Here is a 16228-nt window from a genome sequence, read left to right as displayed (position 1 = left end):
TGCGTCTTCGGTCACCGTTCGAGCCTACGCGGCGCGTCGCCGGTCCGCAGCGGCCGCGTACCGTTCTCCGCATGACCGCGCCGCCGCGGGCGTCCCGGGCCCGGTTCGACGGCCCGGAGTACCGTGCACACCTGTGGCGAGGCCTCGCGCCGATAGGCTCAAGGCATGACTGGACTGCGCTGGGGGATCCTCGCGACGGGCGGCATCGCGCACGCTTTCGCGAATGATCTGCGCATCGCAGGCCTGAATCTCACCGCCGTGGGTTCCCGTCGCCGAGAGTCAGCCGAGGCGTTTGCCGCTGAGTTCGGTATCCGGCGCGCCCACAGCTCTTACGCGGCACTGGTCGACGATCCCGACGTCGACATCATCTACATCGCCTCACCGCACAGCCGCCACCACGAGCACGCGATGCTCGCCCTCGAGGCGGGCAGGCACGTCCTGATCGAGAAGGCCGTGACGCTGGATGCCGAAGAGGCCACGGCGATCCAGGCGCTCGCGCAGTCGCGGGGGCTGCTCGCGATGGAAGCCATGTGGACCCGCTATCTGCCTCATATGGTCCGCGTCCGCGAGATCATCGCCGGCGGTGTCCTGGGAGACGTGCGCGCCGTCGTCGCCGACCACACCCAGAGCCTGCCGACGGATCCGGCCCATCGCCTCAACGCGCTCGAGCTGGGCGGCGGGGCCCTCCTCGACCTCGGCATCTACCCCGTCTCGTTCGCGTGGGACATCCTCGGCACGATGGCCGGGATTCGCGCGGTCGGCACGGTGGGTCCAACCGGCGCCGACACCGAAGCGGTCATCGCCGCGACCCACAGCGGCGGCGGCGTATCGTCGCTGATCGCGTCTTCCCGCGCCGCGGGACCCAATGTCGCCCACGTCATCGGAACCCGCGCAAGGATTGACATCGATGCGGTCTGGTACACGCCGGCGTCCTTCCGGGTGACCTCGACGGACGGCACCCTCCTCGAGAAGTACGCCTCGGAGACAGCCGGTCGCGGTATGCAGTTCCAGGCGCTCGCCGCGGAAGAACTGGTCGCCTCCGGACGTACCGACAGCGACCTGCTGCCCTTCGGCGAGTCCGTCGCGATCATGCGCGCGCTCGACGACATCCGCGCCCAGCTGGGCGTGGTCTACCCCCAGGAGCGTTGACATGCCTGATCCGCAGAACCCCCGCGTGGCGGTCTATCTCGACTTCGACAACATCGTGATGAGCTGGTACGACCGCGTCCACGGCCGCAACGCCTACGCCGGTGACCGCCAGAAGATCATCGCCGATCCGGACGAACCCACGATCGCCCAGAGGCTCAAGGACGCCACGATCGACGTCGGAGCGATCATCGACTACGCCGCATCGTTCGGCACCCTCGTGCTGACCCGCGCCTACGCGGACTGGTCGTCGCCGGTCAACGCGTTCTACCGCTCGCAGCTCGTGGCGCGCGCCGTTGACCTCGTGCAGCTGTTTCCCGCCGCCGCCTACGCCAAGAACGGCGCCGACATCCGCCTGGCCGTCGACACCGTCGAGGACATGTTCCGCCTTCCCGACCTCACACACGTCGTGATCGTCGCCGGCGACAGCGACTACGTGCCGCTCGCGCAGCGCTGCAAGCGGCTCGGCCGCATCGTCGTGGGCGTCGGCGTGGCCGGCTCGACCGCGAAGTCGCTCGCCGCTGCGTGCGACCAGTTCGACGCCTACGACTCCCTGCCGGGCGTCGTGTCGCCCCCCGCGACGCAGGCGGCGCAGAAGAGGGCGGATGCCGAGATCTCGTCGCCGTCTCGGCGCCGCAAGCCCGCCGAGGACCCGGCATCCGAGTTGCTCAGCCGTGCCCTGAAGCTCGAACAGGTGCGCACCGACGACGAGTGGCTGCACCTGTCGACCGTGAAGAATCTCCTCAAGCGGATGGATCCCTCCTTCAGCGAGAAGGCGCTCGGGCACCGATCGTTCTCTGATTTCGTCAAGGCCTATCCCACGGTGGCCGACATCGACGAGTCGACCAACATCGTGCGCGTGCGACTGCATCCCGTCGACGCCGCCACAGGCTGATTCTGCGGCCGGGTGAGGGGATGAACGAGGGCGCGCGACCGGCGATCCAGCGGCTTCCGGACGGAACGGTCAAGCAGATCGGCCCGCTGACGGGGACCCGTGTGTGGACGGTACCCGGGCGGGCGAATCGTCCGCTCGCGGCTCCGCGGGATGACGTGCGGGCGCTGCAACCCGGAGACGCCCGCCGCCTGTGCGCGTTCTGCGCGGACCGCTACCTCGAGACGACGCCCGAGAAGGCGCGCCTCGTCGGCCCGGGCTTCACGCTGCACCGGCATGTTCCCGCTGCAGCGCTGCGCGACACCACGGCGGAGTTCCGCCGTTTCGGCAACCTGTTCGAGATCGTCTCGGCGGAATACTGGCGCGAGAACCACGGGTTCCGCCAGCCCTCCGCTCTGTTCGAATGGGCGCAGGAGTACCTCTCGACCCCGGAGGGGCGCAGACACATCGAAACGCTCGCAGCGATCCGCGCGCATGCCAGCGGCGTCGAGCAGCCGTCGATCGAGGAGGCAGCGCTCGACCTCCTCGGCGGTTCGCACGATGTGATCGTCGCGCGACGCCACGTCGTCGACGGCGCCCGCACCGATGATCAGCTCGCGTCGGCGGGCACACTCACCCCCGATGAGCACGCCGCCTACATCGCCTTCACCGTGCAGTGCCTGGCCGAGCTTCAGGCGGCGCAGCCTGCCGCGGCCTATGTGGCCGTGTTCCAGAACTGGCTGCGCCCGGCGGGCGCCTCGTTCGAGCATCTGCACAAACAGCTCGTCGCGATCGACGAGCACGGTCCCCAGGTCGATCACGAGCTGCGCCTGCTGTCGGCAGACCATCGGCTGTACCAGCACGAGATCGCCGATCTGGCTGTCGAGGAAGGCCTCGTCGTGGCCGCGACAGAGGGCGCCGTCGCGTTCGCCGGCGTCGGTCACCGCTACCCCACCCTCGAAGTGTTCTCGACGTCGACCGCGAACCTGCCGCAGGAGCACTCGGATGCCGGCATCCGCGCCGTCTCCGACCTGGTCCATGCCCTCCATGCCGCCACCGGCGTGCACGTGCCCACGAACGAGGAATGGCATTATCGCCCGGCGGGCGCGCCCTGGCCCATGCCCTGGCGCGTCGTGCTGAAGTGGCGCATCTCCACCCCAGCGGGGTTCGAAGGCGGCACGAAGATCTACGTGAACACGATCGACCCGTGGGAATTGCGCCGCCGCACGGTGGCGTGCCTGATCGAACTGCGCACGGCCGGTGCGATCGCTCCCGGCATCCGCATCGGCGACGAATGCACCCCGGGCGACGCGCGCCTGCGATACGCCGACATCGCGGATCCGGCGTGAGCTTTCCGTTCGGCGCGCTGCGCCGTCGGCCCGATATCGAGGCACCCGGGCTCGTCGCGGTCGATGCCGCCGACCGGCTGCTGCTCGATGAGTCGGCCGCCGCTCGCGCGGCTGCAGACGAAGGGCGCCTGGTCGTGATCGGCGACGGATACGGCGCGCTCGCGCTCGCCGCCGTGCACGACGGCGCGCGTGGCGTGCGCGTGCATCAGGATGCGCTGACCGCAGAGCGTGCACTCGCCGCGAACGCGGCCGATCTCGGCTACGGCGGCTTCCGCTCCTTGCCGCTCGCCGCCGAGCTCGTCCGCGGCGCGGAGGTGGTGCTCCTGCGGTTGCCGCGCTCATTGGATGCCCTCGACGACATCGCGGGGCTCATCGCCGCGCACGCGGCACCGGGAGTCGTCGTCTTCGCCGGAGGACGGCTCAAGCACATGACGCGGACGATGAACGACGTGCTGGCCGGGTTCTTCTCGACGATCGACGTCACGCGCGCCCGGCAGAAATCCCGCGTCCTCATCGCGCGCGAGCCGCGCGACGGCCGCGATCCGATACCGGCCGCACAGAGGGTCGACGGACTGACGATCTGCGCGTACGGCGGCGCCTTCGCCGGGGCTCGCCTCGACATCGGCACGCGGCTCCTGCTGCAGCACCTGCCCGAGAACCTGCCCGGCGGGACGGCGGAAGACCCCTGGATCGACCTGGCATGCGGCACGGGCGTCGTCGCGGCACACCTGGGACTCGCTCATCCGGAAGCTCACGTCGTCGCGGTGGATCAGTCGGCGGCGGCGATCGCCTCCACGGCAGCCACCGTGCGCGCCAACGGGCTCGAGTCCCGAGTCGTCGTGCGCCGGGACGATTCACTCGCCACACGCCGCGACGGCTCGGCGTCATTCATCGCACTCAATCCTCCGTTCCACAGCGGCGCGGCTGTCACCGATCAGATCGCACCGCGCATGTTCGCCGACGCCGCTCGTGTGCTCCGGTCCGGCGGAGAGCTCTGGTGCGTGTGGAACTCCGCACTCCGCTACCGAGCGGTGCTGGAGCGCAGCGTCGGCCGCACCCGCCAGGTCGCTCGTGACGCCAAGTTCACGGTCACGGTCTCAACCCGTCGCTGACCGCGCATCTTCAACGGTCGCTGCACCGGAGGGGTGATCACACGATCCCCGCACGGATGCCGTCGAGTGACTGCGCAACCTGGGGCAGGTGCTCCGACAGCGCACCATCCAATTGCGCCAACCGGTCGCGAGCATCGCGCAGCACCCGCTCGCCGTGGCGCGTCACACTGAGGTCGCTCGCCGCTCCGGCGTGAGATGTCGCGTCTTCGACCAGGCCGTCGTCGACGAGCGCGCGGACGGCGGTGTGCGCGGACTGCACCGTGATGTGCGAGCGACGCGCCAGCTCCGAGAACGAGATGCCCGGCTCGGCGTAGATGTGACCGAGCAGCGCGAACTTGCGCGTCGAAATGCCGAGATCCTTCAGTACCGCCGAGAGCTGCCCCTCCCACATCGCCGAGACCGCGAGCAGCGCGATCACCGGGCTGAAGCGCGGTGCGTCAGCGGATGCGGAATTCTCTGCCACGAGACAGAGTCTAGAAGGCGCCGGGCACCCCGTGGCCGAAGGCCGAGGGCAGAGTTCTCACGGCGGGCCGACGCTCATCGGCCGCTGCGACAGCGTGCCATGGGACGGTGGAAGAAAACCGATCACTCAGAAGTCCCAGTCCTCGTCTTCCGTCGCGACGGCCTTGCCGATGACGTACGACGAGCCGGACCCCGAGAAGAAGTCGTGGTTCTCATCGGCGTTCGGCGAGAGTGCCGACAGGATCGCCGGATTCACGTCGGTGACCGCGGCCGGAAACAGTGCCTCGAAACCAAGATTCATCAGGGCCTTGTTCGCGTTGTAGTGCAGGAACTTCTTGACGTCCTCGGTCAGACCGACACCGTCGTAGAGGTCCTGGGTGTACTGCACCTCATTGTCGTACAGCTCGTACAGCAGCGAATAGGTGTAGTCCTTGATCTCGTCCCGTTCCTCGGAAGTGAGCTTTTCCATGCCCTTCTGGAACTTGTAGCCGATGTAGTAGCCGTGTACGGCCTCGTCGCGGATGATGAGGCGGATGATGTCGGCCGTGTTCGTCAGCTTCGCCTTCGACGACCAGTACAGCGGCAGGTAGAAGCCCGAGTAGAACAGGAACGACTCCAGCAGCGTCGAGGCCACTTTGCGCTTGAGAGGGTCGTCGCCGCGGTAGTAGTCCGTGACGATCTGCGCCTTCTTCTGCAGATTCGGGTTCTCGACCGACCAGCGGAACGCGTCATCGATCTCCGGCGTCGAGCACAGCGTCGAGAAGATCGACGAGTAGCTCTTCGCGTGCACCGACTCCATGAACGCGATGTTCGTGTAGACGGCCTCCTCGTGCGGCGTGATCGCATCGGGGATCAGCGAGACGGCACCGACGGTTCCCTGGATCGTGTCGAGCAGCGTCAGCCCGGTGAACACGCGCATCGTGAGCGTCTGCTCTTCGGGAGAGAGCGTGTTCCACGACTGGATGTCGTTGCTCACCGGCACCTTCTCGGGGAGCCAGAAGTTGTTCACAAGGCGATTCCACACCTCGAGATCCTTGTCGTCCTGGATGCGATTCCAGTTGATCGCCTGGACGTGGTCGACGAGCTTGAGCCGTTCGGGAGTCATATCAGTTCCTAGATTCAGGTCGTTGAGCGAGGCGCGGGGGAACGCGGCTCAGAGCATGCAGCTCACACACTCGGAAATGTCGGTTCCCTCGAGCGCCATCTGCCGCAGGCGGATGTAGTAGATCGTCTTGATGCCCTTGCGCCATGCGTAGATCTGCGCCTTGTTGATGTCGCGCGTGGTCGCGGTGTCCTTGAAGAACAGCGTCAGCGACAGGCCCTGGTCGACGTGCTGCGTCGCGGCAGCATACGTGTCGATGACCTTCTCGTAGCCGACCTCGTAGGCGTCCTGGTAGTACTCGAGGTTCTCGTTCGTCATGAAGGGGGCCGGGTAGTAGACGCGACCGATCTTGCCTTCCTTGCGGATCTCGATCTTCGACGCGATCGGATGGATCGAACTGGTCGAGTTGTTGATGTACGAGATCGAACCCGTCGGAGGCACTGCTTGCAGGTTCTGGTTGTAGATGCCGTGTTCCTGTACGGATGCCTTGAGCGCGCGCCAATCGTCCTGCGTGGGGATGTGGATGCCGGTGAACAGCTCCTTGACCTTCTCGGTCTGCGGCTCCCATGCGGCGTCGGTGTACTTGTCGAAGAACGTCCCCGACGCGTACGTCGAGTCGGCGAAACCGTCGAAAGCGGCGCCACGCTCGATCGCGATGGTGTTCGACGCGCGCAGCGCGTGGAACAGCACCGTGTAGAAGTAGATGTTCGTGAAATCCAGCCCCTCCTCGGAGCCATAGTGAACGTGCTCACGCGCGAGGTACCCGTGCAGGTTCATCTGACCCAGGCCGATCGCGTGCGACCGGTCGTTGCCGTCCTCGATCGAACGCACCGACCGGATGTGGCTCTGATCGCTGACCGCGGTCAGCGCCCGGATGCTGGTCTCCACCGTTCCGGCGAGATCGCGGCCGTCCATCGCCAGGGCGATGTTCATCGATCCCAGGTTGCAGGAGATGTCCTTGCCGATGTCGGCGTAGGAGAGGTCCTCGTTGTAGGTCGTCGGGGTGTTGACCTGGAGGATCTCCGAGCAGAGATTGGACATGTTGATCCGGCCCTTGATGGGGTTGGCCCTGTTCACGGTGTCCTCGAACATGATGTACGGGTAGCCGGACTCGAACTGGATCTCGGCGAGCGTCTGGAAGAATTCGCGGGCGTTGATCTTCGTCTTCTTGATCCGGGCGTCATCGACCATCTCGCGGTACTTCTCGGTCACCGAGATGTCGCCGAACGGCAGACCGTAGACCTTCTCGACGTCGTAGGGCGAGAAGAGGTACATGTCCTCATCGTTCTTCGCGAGCTCGAACGTGATGTCCGGCACGACGACGCCGAGCGACAGCGTCTTGATGCGGATCTTCTCGTCGGCGTTCTCACGCTTGGTGTCGAGGAACTTCATGATATCGGGGTGGTGCGCGCTCAGGTACACCGCGCCCGCGCCCTGGCGTGCACCGAGCTGGTTGGCGTAGCTGAAGCTGTCTTCGAGGAGCTTCATGACGGGGATGATCCCCGAGGACTGGTTCTCGATCTGCTTGATCGGCGCACCGGATTCGCGAATGTTCGTCAGCAGCAGCGCCACGCCGCCTCCGCGCTTGCTGAGCTGCAGGGCGGAGTTGATGCCGCGGGAGATCGACTCCATGTTGTCTTCGATGCGCAGGAGGAAGCAGGAGACGAGTTCTCCGCGCTGGGCCTTTCCGGTGTTGAGGAAAGTCGGCGTCGCCGGCTGGAAGCGTCCCGAGATGATCTCGTCGACCAGCATCTCGGCGAGCCGCTGGTCACCGCTGGCGAGTCCCAGAGCCGTCATCACGACACGATCTTCGAATCGCTCGAGATAACGCTTTCCGTCGAAGGTCTTCAGCGTGTAGCTCGTGTAGTACTTGAACGCACCGAGGAATGTCTCGAACCGGAACCTCGCCGCGTAGGCGCGGTCGCTGAGGCTCTGGATGAACTCGAACGGGTACTGCTCGAGGACGGCACCCTCGTAGTACTCCTTCTCCACGAGGTAGTCCAGCCGCTCCTTGAGCGAGTGGAAGAAGACCGTGTTCTGGTTCACGTGCTGCAGGAAGTACTCGCGAGCGGCGCGCTTGTCGGCGTCGAACTGGATCTTGCCGTCGGCGCCGTAGAGGTTGAGCATCGCATTGAGGGAGTGGTAATCCATCCCCTCGAAGCGCGCGTTCGTCTTGAACGTCGTCTCGGTCAGTGCAGCTTCCACCATCGTTCCAATCCGTCGGTCACACGATCGACGTCGTCAGGCGTGCCGAAGAGTTCGAGCCGATACAAGTGCGGCACGGTGCACTTGCGGCTGATGATGTCGCCGGCGAGGCAGTACGCCGCGCCGAAATTGGTGTTGCCCGCCGAGATGACTCCGCGCAGGTTCTTCCGGTTGCCCTCGTCGTTGAGGAAGCGGATGACCTGCTTGGGGACGGCGCCCTTCTCCTGTCCGCGCCCCTGCCCCCCGCCGTAGGTGGGGGTGACGAGCACGTAAGGCTCGTCGACCACCGCGGCTGGTTCGGATGGGAGCAACGGGATACGGACGGCGGGAAGACCCAGCTTCTCGACGAAGCGCGCCGTATTGCCCGAAACGCTCGAGAAGTAGACCAGCAGCGGAGCGTCGGTGGCTGTCAGCATGTCCTCACCCGTGCCAGTCAGCGAAGGTCAGGCCAGACGGCTGGCGAGTTCGTCGATCTTGTCGGGGCGGAAGCCCGACCAGTGCCCCTCGTCGGTGACGACGACGGGCGCCTGAAGGTACCCGAGGGACTTGACGTGCGCGAGCGCAGCCGGATCCTCCGACAGATCGAGGACGTCGTACTCGATGCCCTTCGAGTCGAGCGCGCGGTACGTCGCGTTGCACTGCACGCATGAGGGCTTCGTGTAAACCGTGATCGCCATGTTCTCTGTTCTCCCCTGAAATCATCCCGCGAGTCGTGCCCGTGAGGTGCCGGTATCCGGCAGGCCCCCACCGGGAGTCCAATACTACATATGGGTATCGACATTGGAAAGCACCACAAGGGGTAGTAGTTACATCCGTGTAGTTTTGCACCACTGTCAACAGGTACAACACATGTTGTCCACCGTTTCATCCACAGGAGAGGTCCTTTCTGAGCAGTCGGAAAATCCCTGGATCGTGCGCATTTCCCGCGCGACCCCAGCATTCATCCACAGACCGGACGCTACGCCGGGCCACCGACACGGATTCCCCTGTGGAAACTGTCTTCGGCGTGTCGGCGGCATCCACACCACCGGTAGCGTGGAGGGGTGGCGGGATACCGGGAACTGTTGCGCACGCCGGGCGTCGCGCGCATCATCGCGGCGCAGCTGACGGCGCGATTCCCCAACGGCATGACGAGCCTGGCGATCCTGCTGCACGTCGAGCAGATGACCGGCTCCTACGGCGCCGCCGGCATCGTGCTGGCGGCGGCATCGATCGGACAGGCGACCAGCGGCCCGGTGACGAGCCGCTGGATGGGCATCTGGGGCATCCGGCGCGTGCTGACCCTCACGACCGCCGTCTGCGCCGCCGCCATCGCGATCCTCGCGCTCGTGCCGATGCAGGTCACCGGCTACATGATCCTCGGCCTGATCGCGGGGCTGTCGACGCCGCCGGTGCAATCCGCCGTCCGGACGATCTATCCCAAGCTCGTCAACTCGCACCAGCTGACGCCCCTCTTCTCGCTCGATGCGAGTCTGCAGGAGATCATCTGGATCCTCGCGCCCGTCGTCATCACGATCGTCGCGACGCAGGCCGGCACGGTTCCGGGACTTCTGCTCATCGTGGCGATCCTCGTCGGCGGCGGCGCGTGGTTCATCCTCTCGCCCGAGGTCGGTCGCGTGCGCATCCCGCGCAGTCGACGCGCATTCGGGAAGGTCCTGCAAAGCCCTGTCGTGCTGCTCGCGACGGTGACCGGGTTCCTCCTGATCGGCGCATGCGCCGCCGTGGAAGCGGGCGTCGTGGCAACCTTCGGCCACGGCGGATTGGAGGCGGGTCTGGTCCTGGCCGTCTTCTCGATCGGGAGCCTCGCCGGTGGACTCGCGTTCGGGCACGTCCCGATCAGCCCGTGGTCCATGGCCCGACGCTTCGGCGCGGTCTCGGTCGGTCTCGTGGCGACGCTGTTCGCCGTCGTCGACATCACCGACACGACCGGATGGTGGGTCTCGGCGTGCCTGCTCGTCGCCGGTGTGGGCATCGCGCCGGCTCTGGCGATGATGTTCGCGATGACCTCGGCGAGCGTCAAGTTCAGCGACACCGCCGAGGCCTATGGATGGATCGGCACGGGCCAGCTCATCGGTGCCGCCCTGGGTTCGGCGATCGCCGGCTTCCTGATCGACGGCGTCGGCCCAGCGGGGGCATATGGGGCGGCCGCCGGCTTCGCGGTCATCGGCCTCATCGTCTCGGCGGTGTTCGTCCGCGGCTTCCCCGACCTGCGCGGCCGCGACGTGAGCCCCATCCCCGACACCACCCCCGTGGACGTCATCACCTGAGCCTTCCGCCTCGTACGCTGGATGCATGCGCGCACCCGTGACCCTCCCGGCGCTCTCCTGGGGCTCCCCGCATGCGACGCGGCACGCGCTGCTCATCCACGGGCTGGGCTCGAACGGCGCCCTCATGTGGCGGTTCGGCGTCGCACTGGCCGACGCCGGTTGGCAGGCGCAGGCGGTCGACCTCCGTGGCCACGGCCTCGCGCCGCGCGTGCTCGACTACTCGATCGCCGCCTACGCCGCCGACGTCGCCCACACAGGTGCGCCCGACGGCGACCCGTGGGACCTCGTGATCGGGCACTCGCTCGGGGCCGCGGCGGCGACGCTCGCCAGCGCGGACGTCCCGGCGTGGACGCGTCGTCTGGTGCTGATCGACCCGGCCATCCACCTCGGCGACCGCGACCGTCAGGTCGTGCGCAACAGCCAGGATCGCTCCTTCGCCGATCCCTCCGAGGACACCGTGCGGGCCGAGCACCCCGACTGGCATCCACAGGACATCGAGCTCAAGGCGCTGTCGGCCCGGCAGGCCAGTCGCTGGGCCGTCGAGCAGACACGCATTCAGAACACACCGTGGGATGTGCGCACCTCGGCGTCACGGCTGACAGTGCCGACCCACATCATCGCGAGCGACCCGAAGGTCTACTCGATCTTCCGCGGCCCGCTGGCCGAGGACGTGCTCCGCAACCCGATCATCACGATGTCCGTCGTGGCGGGGGCGGGCCATTCCCCGCACCGGGACAAACCAGAAGACACCCTGCGCCAGCTGTGGGAAGCGCTCGGCTGAGCGGACACCCCGGCTCTTCGTCCTGCCTCGCGCAGCTCCCACGGGGGCAGGATGGAGGCGTGAGCACCTTCGACCCCGCCGTCCTCCTCCCCGACGACCTCCTGGAGCGCATCCGCACTCGCGCCGCCGCGGTCGATGCCGACAACCGATTCCCCGAGGAGGACCTCGCCGAACTCAGGGATGCCGGCTACCTCGCGATCCTCGTGCCCACCGCACTCAGCGGCGGCGGGCTGAGCCTGGCGGAAGCCGCCGTCCTGCAGCAGCGACTCGCATCCGCGGCCCCGGCGACCGCCTTGGCGATCAACATGCACCTCATCTGGACCGGGGTGGCGAAAGTGCTGCAGGATCGCGGCGTCGATGACCTGCGGTTCGTGCAGGAGGGAGCCGTCGCGGGCGAAGTGTTCGGGTTCGGGATCAGCGAGGCCGGCAACGACCTCGTGCTCTTCGGAAGCGACACCGATGCCGTCCCGCAGCCAGACGGCTCGTACAGCTTCACCGGCACCAAGATCTTCACCTCGCTCGGCCCGGTGTGGACGCAGCTGGGCTTGCACGGGCTCGATACGACCGATCCCGACGCGCCGCGGCTCGTGTACGCGTTCGTGCCGCGGACGGATGCCGTGCGCACGCGCGACGACTGGGACACGATGGGGATGCGCGGCACGCAATCCCGCACAACCGAGCTGCACGGCGCCGTCGCCCCGCCGGAGCGCGTCGTTCGGCGGGTCACCCCGGGACCGAACCCCGACCCGCTCGTCTTCGGGATCTTCAGCGTCTTCGAGGTGCTGCTCGCGTCGGTCTACACCGGTGTCGCCCGCCGCGCTCTCGATCTCGCGGTCGAGTCGGCGAAGCGCCGCACGTCGAAGAAGACGGGCAAGCCCTACAGCGATGACCCGGACATCCGCTGGCGCATCGCCGGCATGGCTCTCGCCTATGACGGGCTGCTCCCCCAGATCGACGCGCTCGCGCGCGACATCGACGCGCAGGCCGATCACGGCGCCCAGTGGTTCGCGAAGCTCTCCGGCCTCAAGCATCGGGCCGTCGACGCGGCGAAGCGGATCGTCGACGAGGCCATGCTCGTCGCCGGCGGATCGTCGTATTTCACGCACAATGAACTCAGCCGCCTGTACCGCGATGTGCTGGCCGGAATGTTCCACCCGTCCGACCCCGAGTCGGCGCACTCCACCGTCGCCACCGCCTGGCTCGGACCGATCAGCTCCTGAAGGAAGGGGAGGCAGGCCACCGAGACCGACGACCTCGGCTCGAGGTCAGCGGGTCTCGAGGTCGTATGCTTTCAGCAGTTCGGCGACGGCCTGTTCGCGCTCGTCACCGCCGTCGGCGAACATCTGTGCGACATGCGTGCGCAGGTGGTTCTCGATGAGGAGCTTGTCGAGGGACGCGAGGGCCTTCTGGATCGCACGCGACTGCGCGATGATGTCCATGCAGTAGTCCTCGCTTTCGATCATCTTCGCGAGCCCCCTCACCTGACCCTCCAAGATGCTGGTGCGGTGCAGTGCGCGCTTCTTGATGTCCTCGATCACGCAGTCAGACTACGCGCCGAGAGTCCGCGCGCAGAGGCGCGGCGCGCGTGACACCATAGCCAGATGCCCCGCACGCCGACCGATCTCCTCAGCCCCGCCGATCAGGAGCGTCGCCGTGCGCTCCGCGTCATGAAGACCGTTGCGCTCGGCGGACTGATCGTCATGGCGGTGGTGTTCGTCATCGCCTTCCTGATGCAGGAGCAGTATCCGTGGATGTCGTACGTCCGGGCCGCAGCGGAAGGCGGCATGGTCGGTGCCCTCGCGGACTGGTTCGCCGTGACGGCGCTCTTCCGGCATCCGCTCGGGATCCCGATTCCGCACACCGCGATCATCCCGCGCCGCAAAGACGAGATCGGAAGCACTCTCGGCGAGTTCGTGGAGACGAACTTCCTGGAGGGATCGGTCGTGCGCGCGAAACTCGAATCGACCGCCATCGCCGCGACGGCCGGCGAATGGCTGCGTGATCCCGCACACGCCGAGACCGTGGCGCGGGAAGCCTCCACGATCGCAGGAGGCATACTGACCGCACTCAGTGATGACGAGGTGCAGGACCTCATCGCCGACCTCGCGCGCGAGCATCTGGTCGGCCCCTCCTGGTCGCCGACCTTGGGCGGATGGCTGGAGCGGGTCGTCGAGGCCGATGCCCACCGGGGCGCCGTCGACCTCGGGATCGACTCGATCGCGACGTGGCTGCGGGCCAACCGCGACTCGTTCAGCGGCCTGGTCTCACGCCGACTGCCCTCCTGGGTTCCCTCGGTGGCGATGCGGCTCGTCGACGACACGGTCTACAACGAGGCGATCAAATTCGCGTCGTCCGTCCAAGCCGATCCGCACCACCCCGCGCGGATCGCGATCGACGGATACCTCGCGCGACTCGCCGAGAACCTCCAGCAGGATCCCACCACGATCGCGCGCCTGGAGGAGTCCAAGAGCGCCGTGTTCGACAGTCCGCGGGTCCAGGCGCTTGCGACCGAAGCCTGGAACACCGCGAAAGCGGGGCTTCTGCGCTCGCTCGACGACCCGGAGAGCCCCCTGCGGCGGCGCGTCACCGCCGCGCTCGCTGAGGTGGGCTCGCGATTGGCGAGCGACGCCGCCCTCCAGCGGCGCGTCGATGACCGCATCGGCGACGCCTCGGTGTTCCTGGTCGACCGCTACCGGCACGACATCGCGTCGATCATCACCGACACCGTCGAGAAGTGGGATCCCGCCGAGACCACCGAGAAGATCGAGCTGATGGTGGGCCGCGACCTCCAGTACATTCGCCTGAACGGCACGGTCGTGGGTGCACTCGCGGGGCTCGCGATCTTCGCGATCGCGCAAGCGCTGCTGGGCTGAGACGGGCCGCGCGGGTAGCCTGGAGGGGTGAGCGGTGGATCGGTCGATCAGCTGTTGTTCACCTACGGCACATTGCAGTTCGCCGAGGTGCAGCTCGACACGTTCGGGCACATCGTCGCGGGCGAGGGCGACACGCTCCCCGGGTACACGACCGACTACACCGAGATCACCGATCACCGGATCGTGGATGTTTCGGGACTCTCCGTTCACCCCATGATCCGGCACACGGGCAATGCCGTCGACAAGGTCCTCGGCAAGGTCCTGCACGTCACGTTTGCGGAGATCGAAGCAGCCGACGAGTACGAGGTGCCCTTGTACCATCGCGAACGTGTCACGCTCGGCAGCGGCCGGTCGGCGTGGGTCTACGTCGGCTGAGTGTCCTGACCCGCGAACCCCCCTGTCAGCGTCGGGGCGAGCGCCGGTAGGTGAGATCGCGGATCTGGCGTCCCTGAGCGAGCCCCTTGCGTTCGAATGCCGTCATCGTGCGACCGTCGAATCGCTCGGCCCATTCGCCGCCGAACACCGGCACGAGGTCGTCCGCCGCGTCCAGCACCTGACGCATCTGGAGGGCGTAGTCCTCCCAGTCCGTCGCCAGCCGGAGCAGGCCGCCATCGCGCAGCACGCGCGCCGCGAGCGAGGGGAACGGCGGCGCGATCAGCCGGCGCTTGGTGTGCTTGGACTTGTGCCACGGGTCGGGGAAGAAGATCCACAGCTCATCGACGGATTCCGCCGGGAGCAGGTGCTGCAGCACCTCGGGGGCATTGCCTTCCACGAGCCGGAGGTTGCGGACATCGGCGCGATCGGCGTCGCGCATCGTGCGCGCGAGGCCGGCGACGAAGACCTCGACGGCGAGGAAATCGGCATCCGGATGAGTGCCCGCCGCGTGCACGATCGCATGGCCCTGCCCGGATCCGATCTCGACGATCAGCGGCGCCGGCCTCCCGAAAACGGCCTCGGGCGAGATGGCGGTACCGGGGCGGATGCTGGTGACCGCCTCGTCTCGTTCAACCGGGATGACGTAGAAGGGGGCGAGCTCCTCCCACGCCCGCTCCTGCCCGTCGGTCATGCGTCCGCTGCGCCGCACGAACGAGACGGGATCGCTGCGGAACCGCGGCCCGATCGGTGGTTCGGGAACGTCCGGAAGCGGCATCCGTCCAGGCTATCGGAATGCACCCGCGGAGCCGCCGGACCCCTCCTGCGTGACGAAATCGATCAGCTCCTCGACGCGGCCGAGGAGCGCCGGGTCGAGATCACGGTAGCTGCGGACCGAGCGGAGAATGCGCTGCCAGGTGCGCGCCAGGTCGGCGTGATCGCGCGCCGGCCAGCCGAGCGCGCGACTCACGCCGGCCTTCCACTCGATTCCCCGGGGCACGTCGGGCCAGGCCGCGATACCGAGCGCCTGCGGGTTGACGCACTGCCAGACATCGATGTGGGGATGCCCGACGACACGCACGTAGTCCGCGTGCGGTCCGCGCGCGACTTCCTGCGCGATCCGCGATTCCTTCGATCCGACGACGAGATGGTCGACCAGCACCCCGTAGCGGCGGTCCGGTCCGGGCGGCTCGTCATCGAGGGCCGCGGCCAGGAGATCGACACCCCGGAGGTACTCGACGACGACGCCCTCTTCCCGCAGATCGTCGCCCCACACCTTCTCGACCAGCTCGGCATCGTGGCGCCCCTCGACGAGGATCCGCGAGCCTCGGGCGACCCGCGCGCGTGCCTCCGGGACGGCGAACGACCCGGATGCCGTCCGCGCCGCCGGCGGGGTGGAGGCGGCGGACCTCGGGACGACCAGGACGACCGCCCTTCCGTCGATGAGGAACCCCCCTCCGAGCGGAAAGAGGCGTCGTCGACCGAGTCGGTCCTCGAGCTCGACGGCGCCGGAGTCCACACGCGTGATCGCGCCGCAGAATCCGTCTGCCGCCACTTCGACGACGAGCTGCCGCTCGGCGGGGATCTCCGGCACCGTGCGCCGCCCGGCGTCGCGCCACCCGCGAGCCAGCACGTCTCCGCCGTACCTGTCTTCCATCACTCCCCCGATCCGTCAACCTAGCCCGTCT

The 16228-nt window shown here is 67.4% G+C and carries 17 protein-coding genes; 9 read left to right on the top strand and 8 right to left on the bottom strand.

Features of this window, described 5'->3' with window-relative positions; translation table 11 throughout:
• Positions 1–165: 165 nt before the first annotated feature.
• Genes QZV81_RS03265 through QZV81_RS03250 form a run of 4 tightly spaced genes read left to right on the top strand, consistent with a single transcriptional unit; the run spans position 166 to position 4478 of the window.
• Complete coding sequence (locus QZV81_RS03265) at positions 166–1149, top strand: Gfo/Idh/MocA family oxidoreductase (protein ID WP_292832435.1); 984 nt, start codon at positions 166–168, stop codon at positions 1147–1149.
• A 1-nt stretch (position 1150) separates the two neighbouring features.
• Positions 1151–2041 (top strand): NYN domain-containing protein, encoded by an 891-nt coding sequence (locus QZV81_RS03260; RefSeq protein ID WP_292832432.1) that lies wholly within the window; start codon positions 1151–1153, stop codon positions 2039–2041.
• 20 nt (positions 2042–2061) lie between these two features.
• Complete coding sequence (locus QZV81_RS03255) at positions 2062–3366, top strand: DUF4921 family protein (protein ID WP_292832429.1); 1305 nt, start codon at positions 2062–2064, stop codon at positions 3364–3366.
• Complete coding sequence (locus tag QZV81_RS03250) at positions 3363–4478, top strand: methyltransferase (RefSeq protein ID WP_292832426.1); 1116 nt, start codon at positions 3363–3365, stop codon at positions 4476–4478. Before QZV81_RS03255 ends, QZV81_RS03250 begins: the two co-directional genes overlap by 4 nt.
• A gap of 37 nt (positions 4479–4515) precedes the next feature.
• On the opposite strand, the gene QZV81_RS03245 is transcribed toward QZV81_RS03250, so the two are convergent.
• From QZV81_RS03245 to nrdH, 5 genes are all read right to left on the bottom strand, one after another.
• Positions 4516–4941: a helix-turn-helix domain-containing protein gene (locus QZV81_RS03245; protein WP_292832423.1), complete on the bottom strand. Its 426-nt coding sequence runs from the start codon at positions 4939–4941 to the stop codon at positions 4516–4518.
• Between the two features lie 126 nt (positions 4942–5067).
• Positions 5068–6045, bottom strand: coding sequence for a class 1b ribonucleoside-diphosphate reductase subunit beta (gene nrdF, locus QZV81_RS03240; RefSeq protein ID WP_292832420.1), 978 nt, complete (start codon positions 6043–6045; stop codon positions 5068–5070).
• A 48-nt stretch (positions 6046–6093) separates the two neighbouring features.
• Entirely contained in the window at positions 6094–8250 is a 2157-nt protein-coding gene (nrdE, locus tag QZV81_RS03235) for a class 1b ribonucleoside-diphosphate reductase subunit alpha (RefSeq protein ID WP_292832416.1), read from the bottom strand.
• The gene (gene nrdI / locus QZV81_RS03230; RefSeq protein ID WP_292832413.1) at positions 8232–8663 is read right to left on the bottom strand and encodes a class Ib ribonucleoside-diphosphate reductase assembly flavoprotein NrdI; all 432 of its coding nucleotides are present in this window, start codon (positions 8661–8663) and stop codon (positions 8232–8234) included. Before nrdI ends, nrdE begins: the two co-directional genes overlap by 19 nt.
• Positions 8664–8690: 27 nt before the next feature.
• A complete protein-coding gene (gene nrdH, locus QZV81_RS03225) occupies positions 8691–8924 on the bottom strand; it encodes a glutaredoxin-like protein NrdH (RefSeq protein WP_292832410.1) in 234 nt (77 codons plus the stop codon).
• Positions 8925–9290: 366 nt separating this feature from the next.
• Here nrdH and QZV81_RS03220 point away from each other — a divergent pair, with 366 nt between their 5' ends.
• Genes QZV81_RS03220 through QZV81_RS03210 form a run of 3 tightly spaced genes read left to right on the top strand, consistent with a single transcriptional unit; the run spans position 9291 to position 12515 of the window.
• Positions 9291–10514 carry an MFS transporter gene (locus QZV81_RS03220; RefSeq protein WP_292832407.1) on the top strand — a complete coding sequence of 408 codons (1224 nt, stop codon included), beginning with the start codon at positions 9291–9293 and terminating at the stop codon, positions 10512–10514.
• A gap of 25 nt (positions 10515–10539) precedes the next feature.
• Positions 10540–11295 (top strand): alpha/beta hydrolase, encoded by a 756-nt coding sequence (locus QZV81_RS03215; protein ID WP_292832404.1) that lies wholly within the window; start codon positions 10540–10542, stop codon positions 11293–11295.
• 59 nt (positions 11296–11354) lie between these two features.
• Entirely contained in the window at positions 11355–12515 is a 1161-nt protein-coding gene (locus QZV81_RS03210; protein ID WP_292832401.1) for an acyl-CoA dehydrogenase family protein, read from the top strand.
• Positions 12516–12560: 45 nt separating this feature from the next.
• Here QZV81_RS03210 and QZV81_RS03205 read toward each other — a convergent pair whose 3' ends face one another.
• Complete coding sequence (locus QZV81_RS03205; RefSeq protein ID WP_292832398.1) at positions 12561–12833, bottom strand: metal-sensitive transcriptional regulator; 273 nt, start codon at positions 12831–12833, stop codon at positions 12561–12563.
• A 63-nt stretch (positions 12834–12896) separates the two neighbouring features.
• On the opposite strand from QZV81_RS03205, the gene QZV81_RS03200 reads away from it, so the two are divergent.
• Both QZV81_RS03200 and QZV81_RS03195 read left to right on the top strand, forming a co-directional pair.
• On the top strand, positions 12897–14168 hold the full coding sequence (locus tag QZV81_RS03200; protein WP_292832395.1) for a DUF445 family protein: 1272 nt from the start codon (positions 12897–12899) through the stop codon (positions 14166–14168).
• Positions 14169–14195: 27 nt separating this feature from the next.
• The gene (locus tag QZV81_RS03195; RefSeq protein ID WP_292832392.1) at positions 14196–14543 is read left to right on the top strand and encodes a gamma-glutamylcyclotransferase family protein; all 348 of its coding nucleotides are present in this window, start codon (positions 14196–14198) and stop codon (positions 14541–14543) included.
• 25 nt (positions 14544–14568) lie between these two features.
• Here QZV81_RS03195 and trmB read toward each other — a convergent pair whose 3' ends face one another.
• Both trmB and QZV81_RS03185 read right to left on the bottom strand, forming a co-directional pair.
• The gene (gene trmB, locus QZV81_RS03190; RefSeq protein ID WP_292832389.1) at positions 14569–15318 is read right to left on the bottom strand and encodes a tRNA (guanosine(46)-N7)-methyltransferase TrmB; all 750 of its coding nucleotides are present in this window, start codon (positions 15316–15318) and stop codon (positions 14569–14571) included.
• 9 nt (positions 15319–15327) lie between these two features.
• Entirely contained in the window at positions 15328–16197 is an 870-nt protein-coding gene (locus tag QZV81_RS03185) for a DUF3097 domain-containing protein (protein WP_292832454.1), read from the bottom strand.
• Positions 16198–16228 lie beyond the last annotated feature (31 nt).

Source organism: Microbacterium sp., assembly GCF_011620665.1.
In the GTDB taxonomy this organism is placed as follows: Bacteria; Actinomycetota; Actinomycetes; order Actinomycetales; family Microbacteriaceae; genus Microbacterium.
Note: the sequence above shows the minus strand (reverse complement) of the source record. Positions and strands in the feature narration are given on the sequence as shown.

Coding starts and splice junctions, on each gene's coding strand:
- QZV81_RS03215 (WP_292832404.1), top strand. CDS start 10,540: ATGCGCGCACCCGTGACCCTCCCGGCGCTCTCCTGGGGCTCCCCGCAT.
- nrdH (WP_292832410.1), bottom strand. CDS start 8,924: ATGGCGATCACGGTTTACACGAAGCCCTCATGCGTGCAGTGCAACGCG.
- trmB (WP_292832389.1), bottom strand. CDS start 15,318: ATGCCGCTTCCGGACGTTCCCGAACCACCGATCGGGCCGCGGTTCCGC.
- QZV81_RS03185 (WP_292832454.1), bottom strand. CDS start 16,197: ATGGAAGACAGGTACGGCGGAGACGTGCTGGCTCGCGGGTGGCGCGAC.
- QZV81_RS03260 (WP_292832432.1), top strand. CDS start 1,151: ATGCCTGATCCGCAGAACCCCCGCGTGGCGGTCTATCTCGACTTCGAC.
- QZV81_RS03265 (WP_292832435.1), top strand. CDS start 166: ATGACTGGACTGCGCTGGGGGATCCTCGCGACGGGCGGCATCGCGCAC.
- nrdF (WP_292832420.1), bottom strand. CDS start 6,045: ATGACTCCCGAACGGCTCAAGCTCGTCGACCACGTCCAGGCGATCAAC.
- nrdI (WP_292832413.1), bottom strand. CDS start 8,663: ATGCTGACAGCCACCGACGCTCCGCTGCTGGTCTACTTCTCGAGCGTT.
- QZV81_RS03200 (WP_292832395.1), top strand. CDS start 12,897: ATGCCCCGCACGCCGACCGATCTCCTCAGCCCCGCCGATCAGGAGCGT.
- QZV81_RS03255 (WP_292832429.1), top strand. CDS start 2,062: ATGAACGAGGGCGCGCGACCGGCGATCCAGCGGCTTCCGGACGGAACG.
- nrdE (WP_292832416.1), bottom strand. CDS start 8,250: ATGGTGGAAGCTGCACTGACCGAGACGACGTTCAAGACGAACGCGCGC.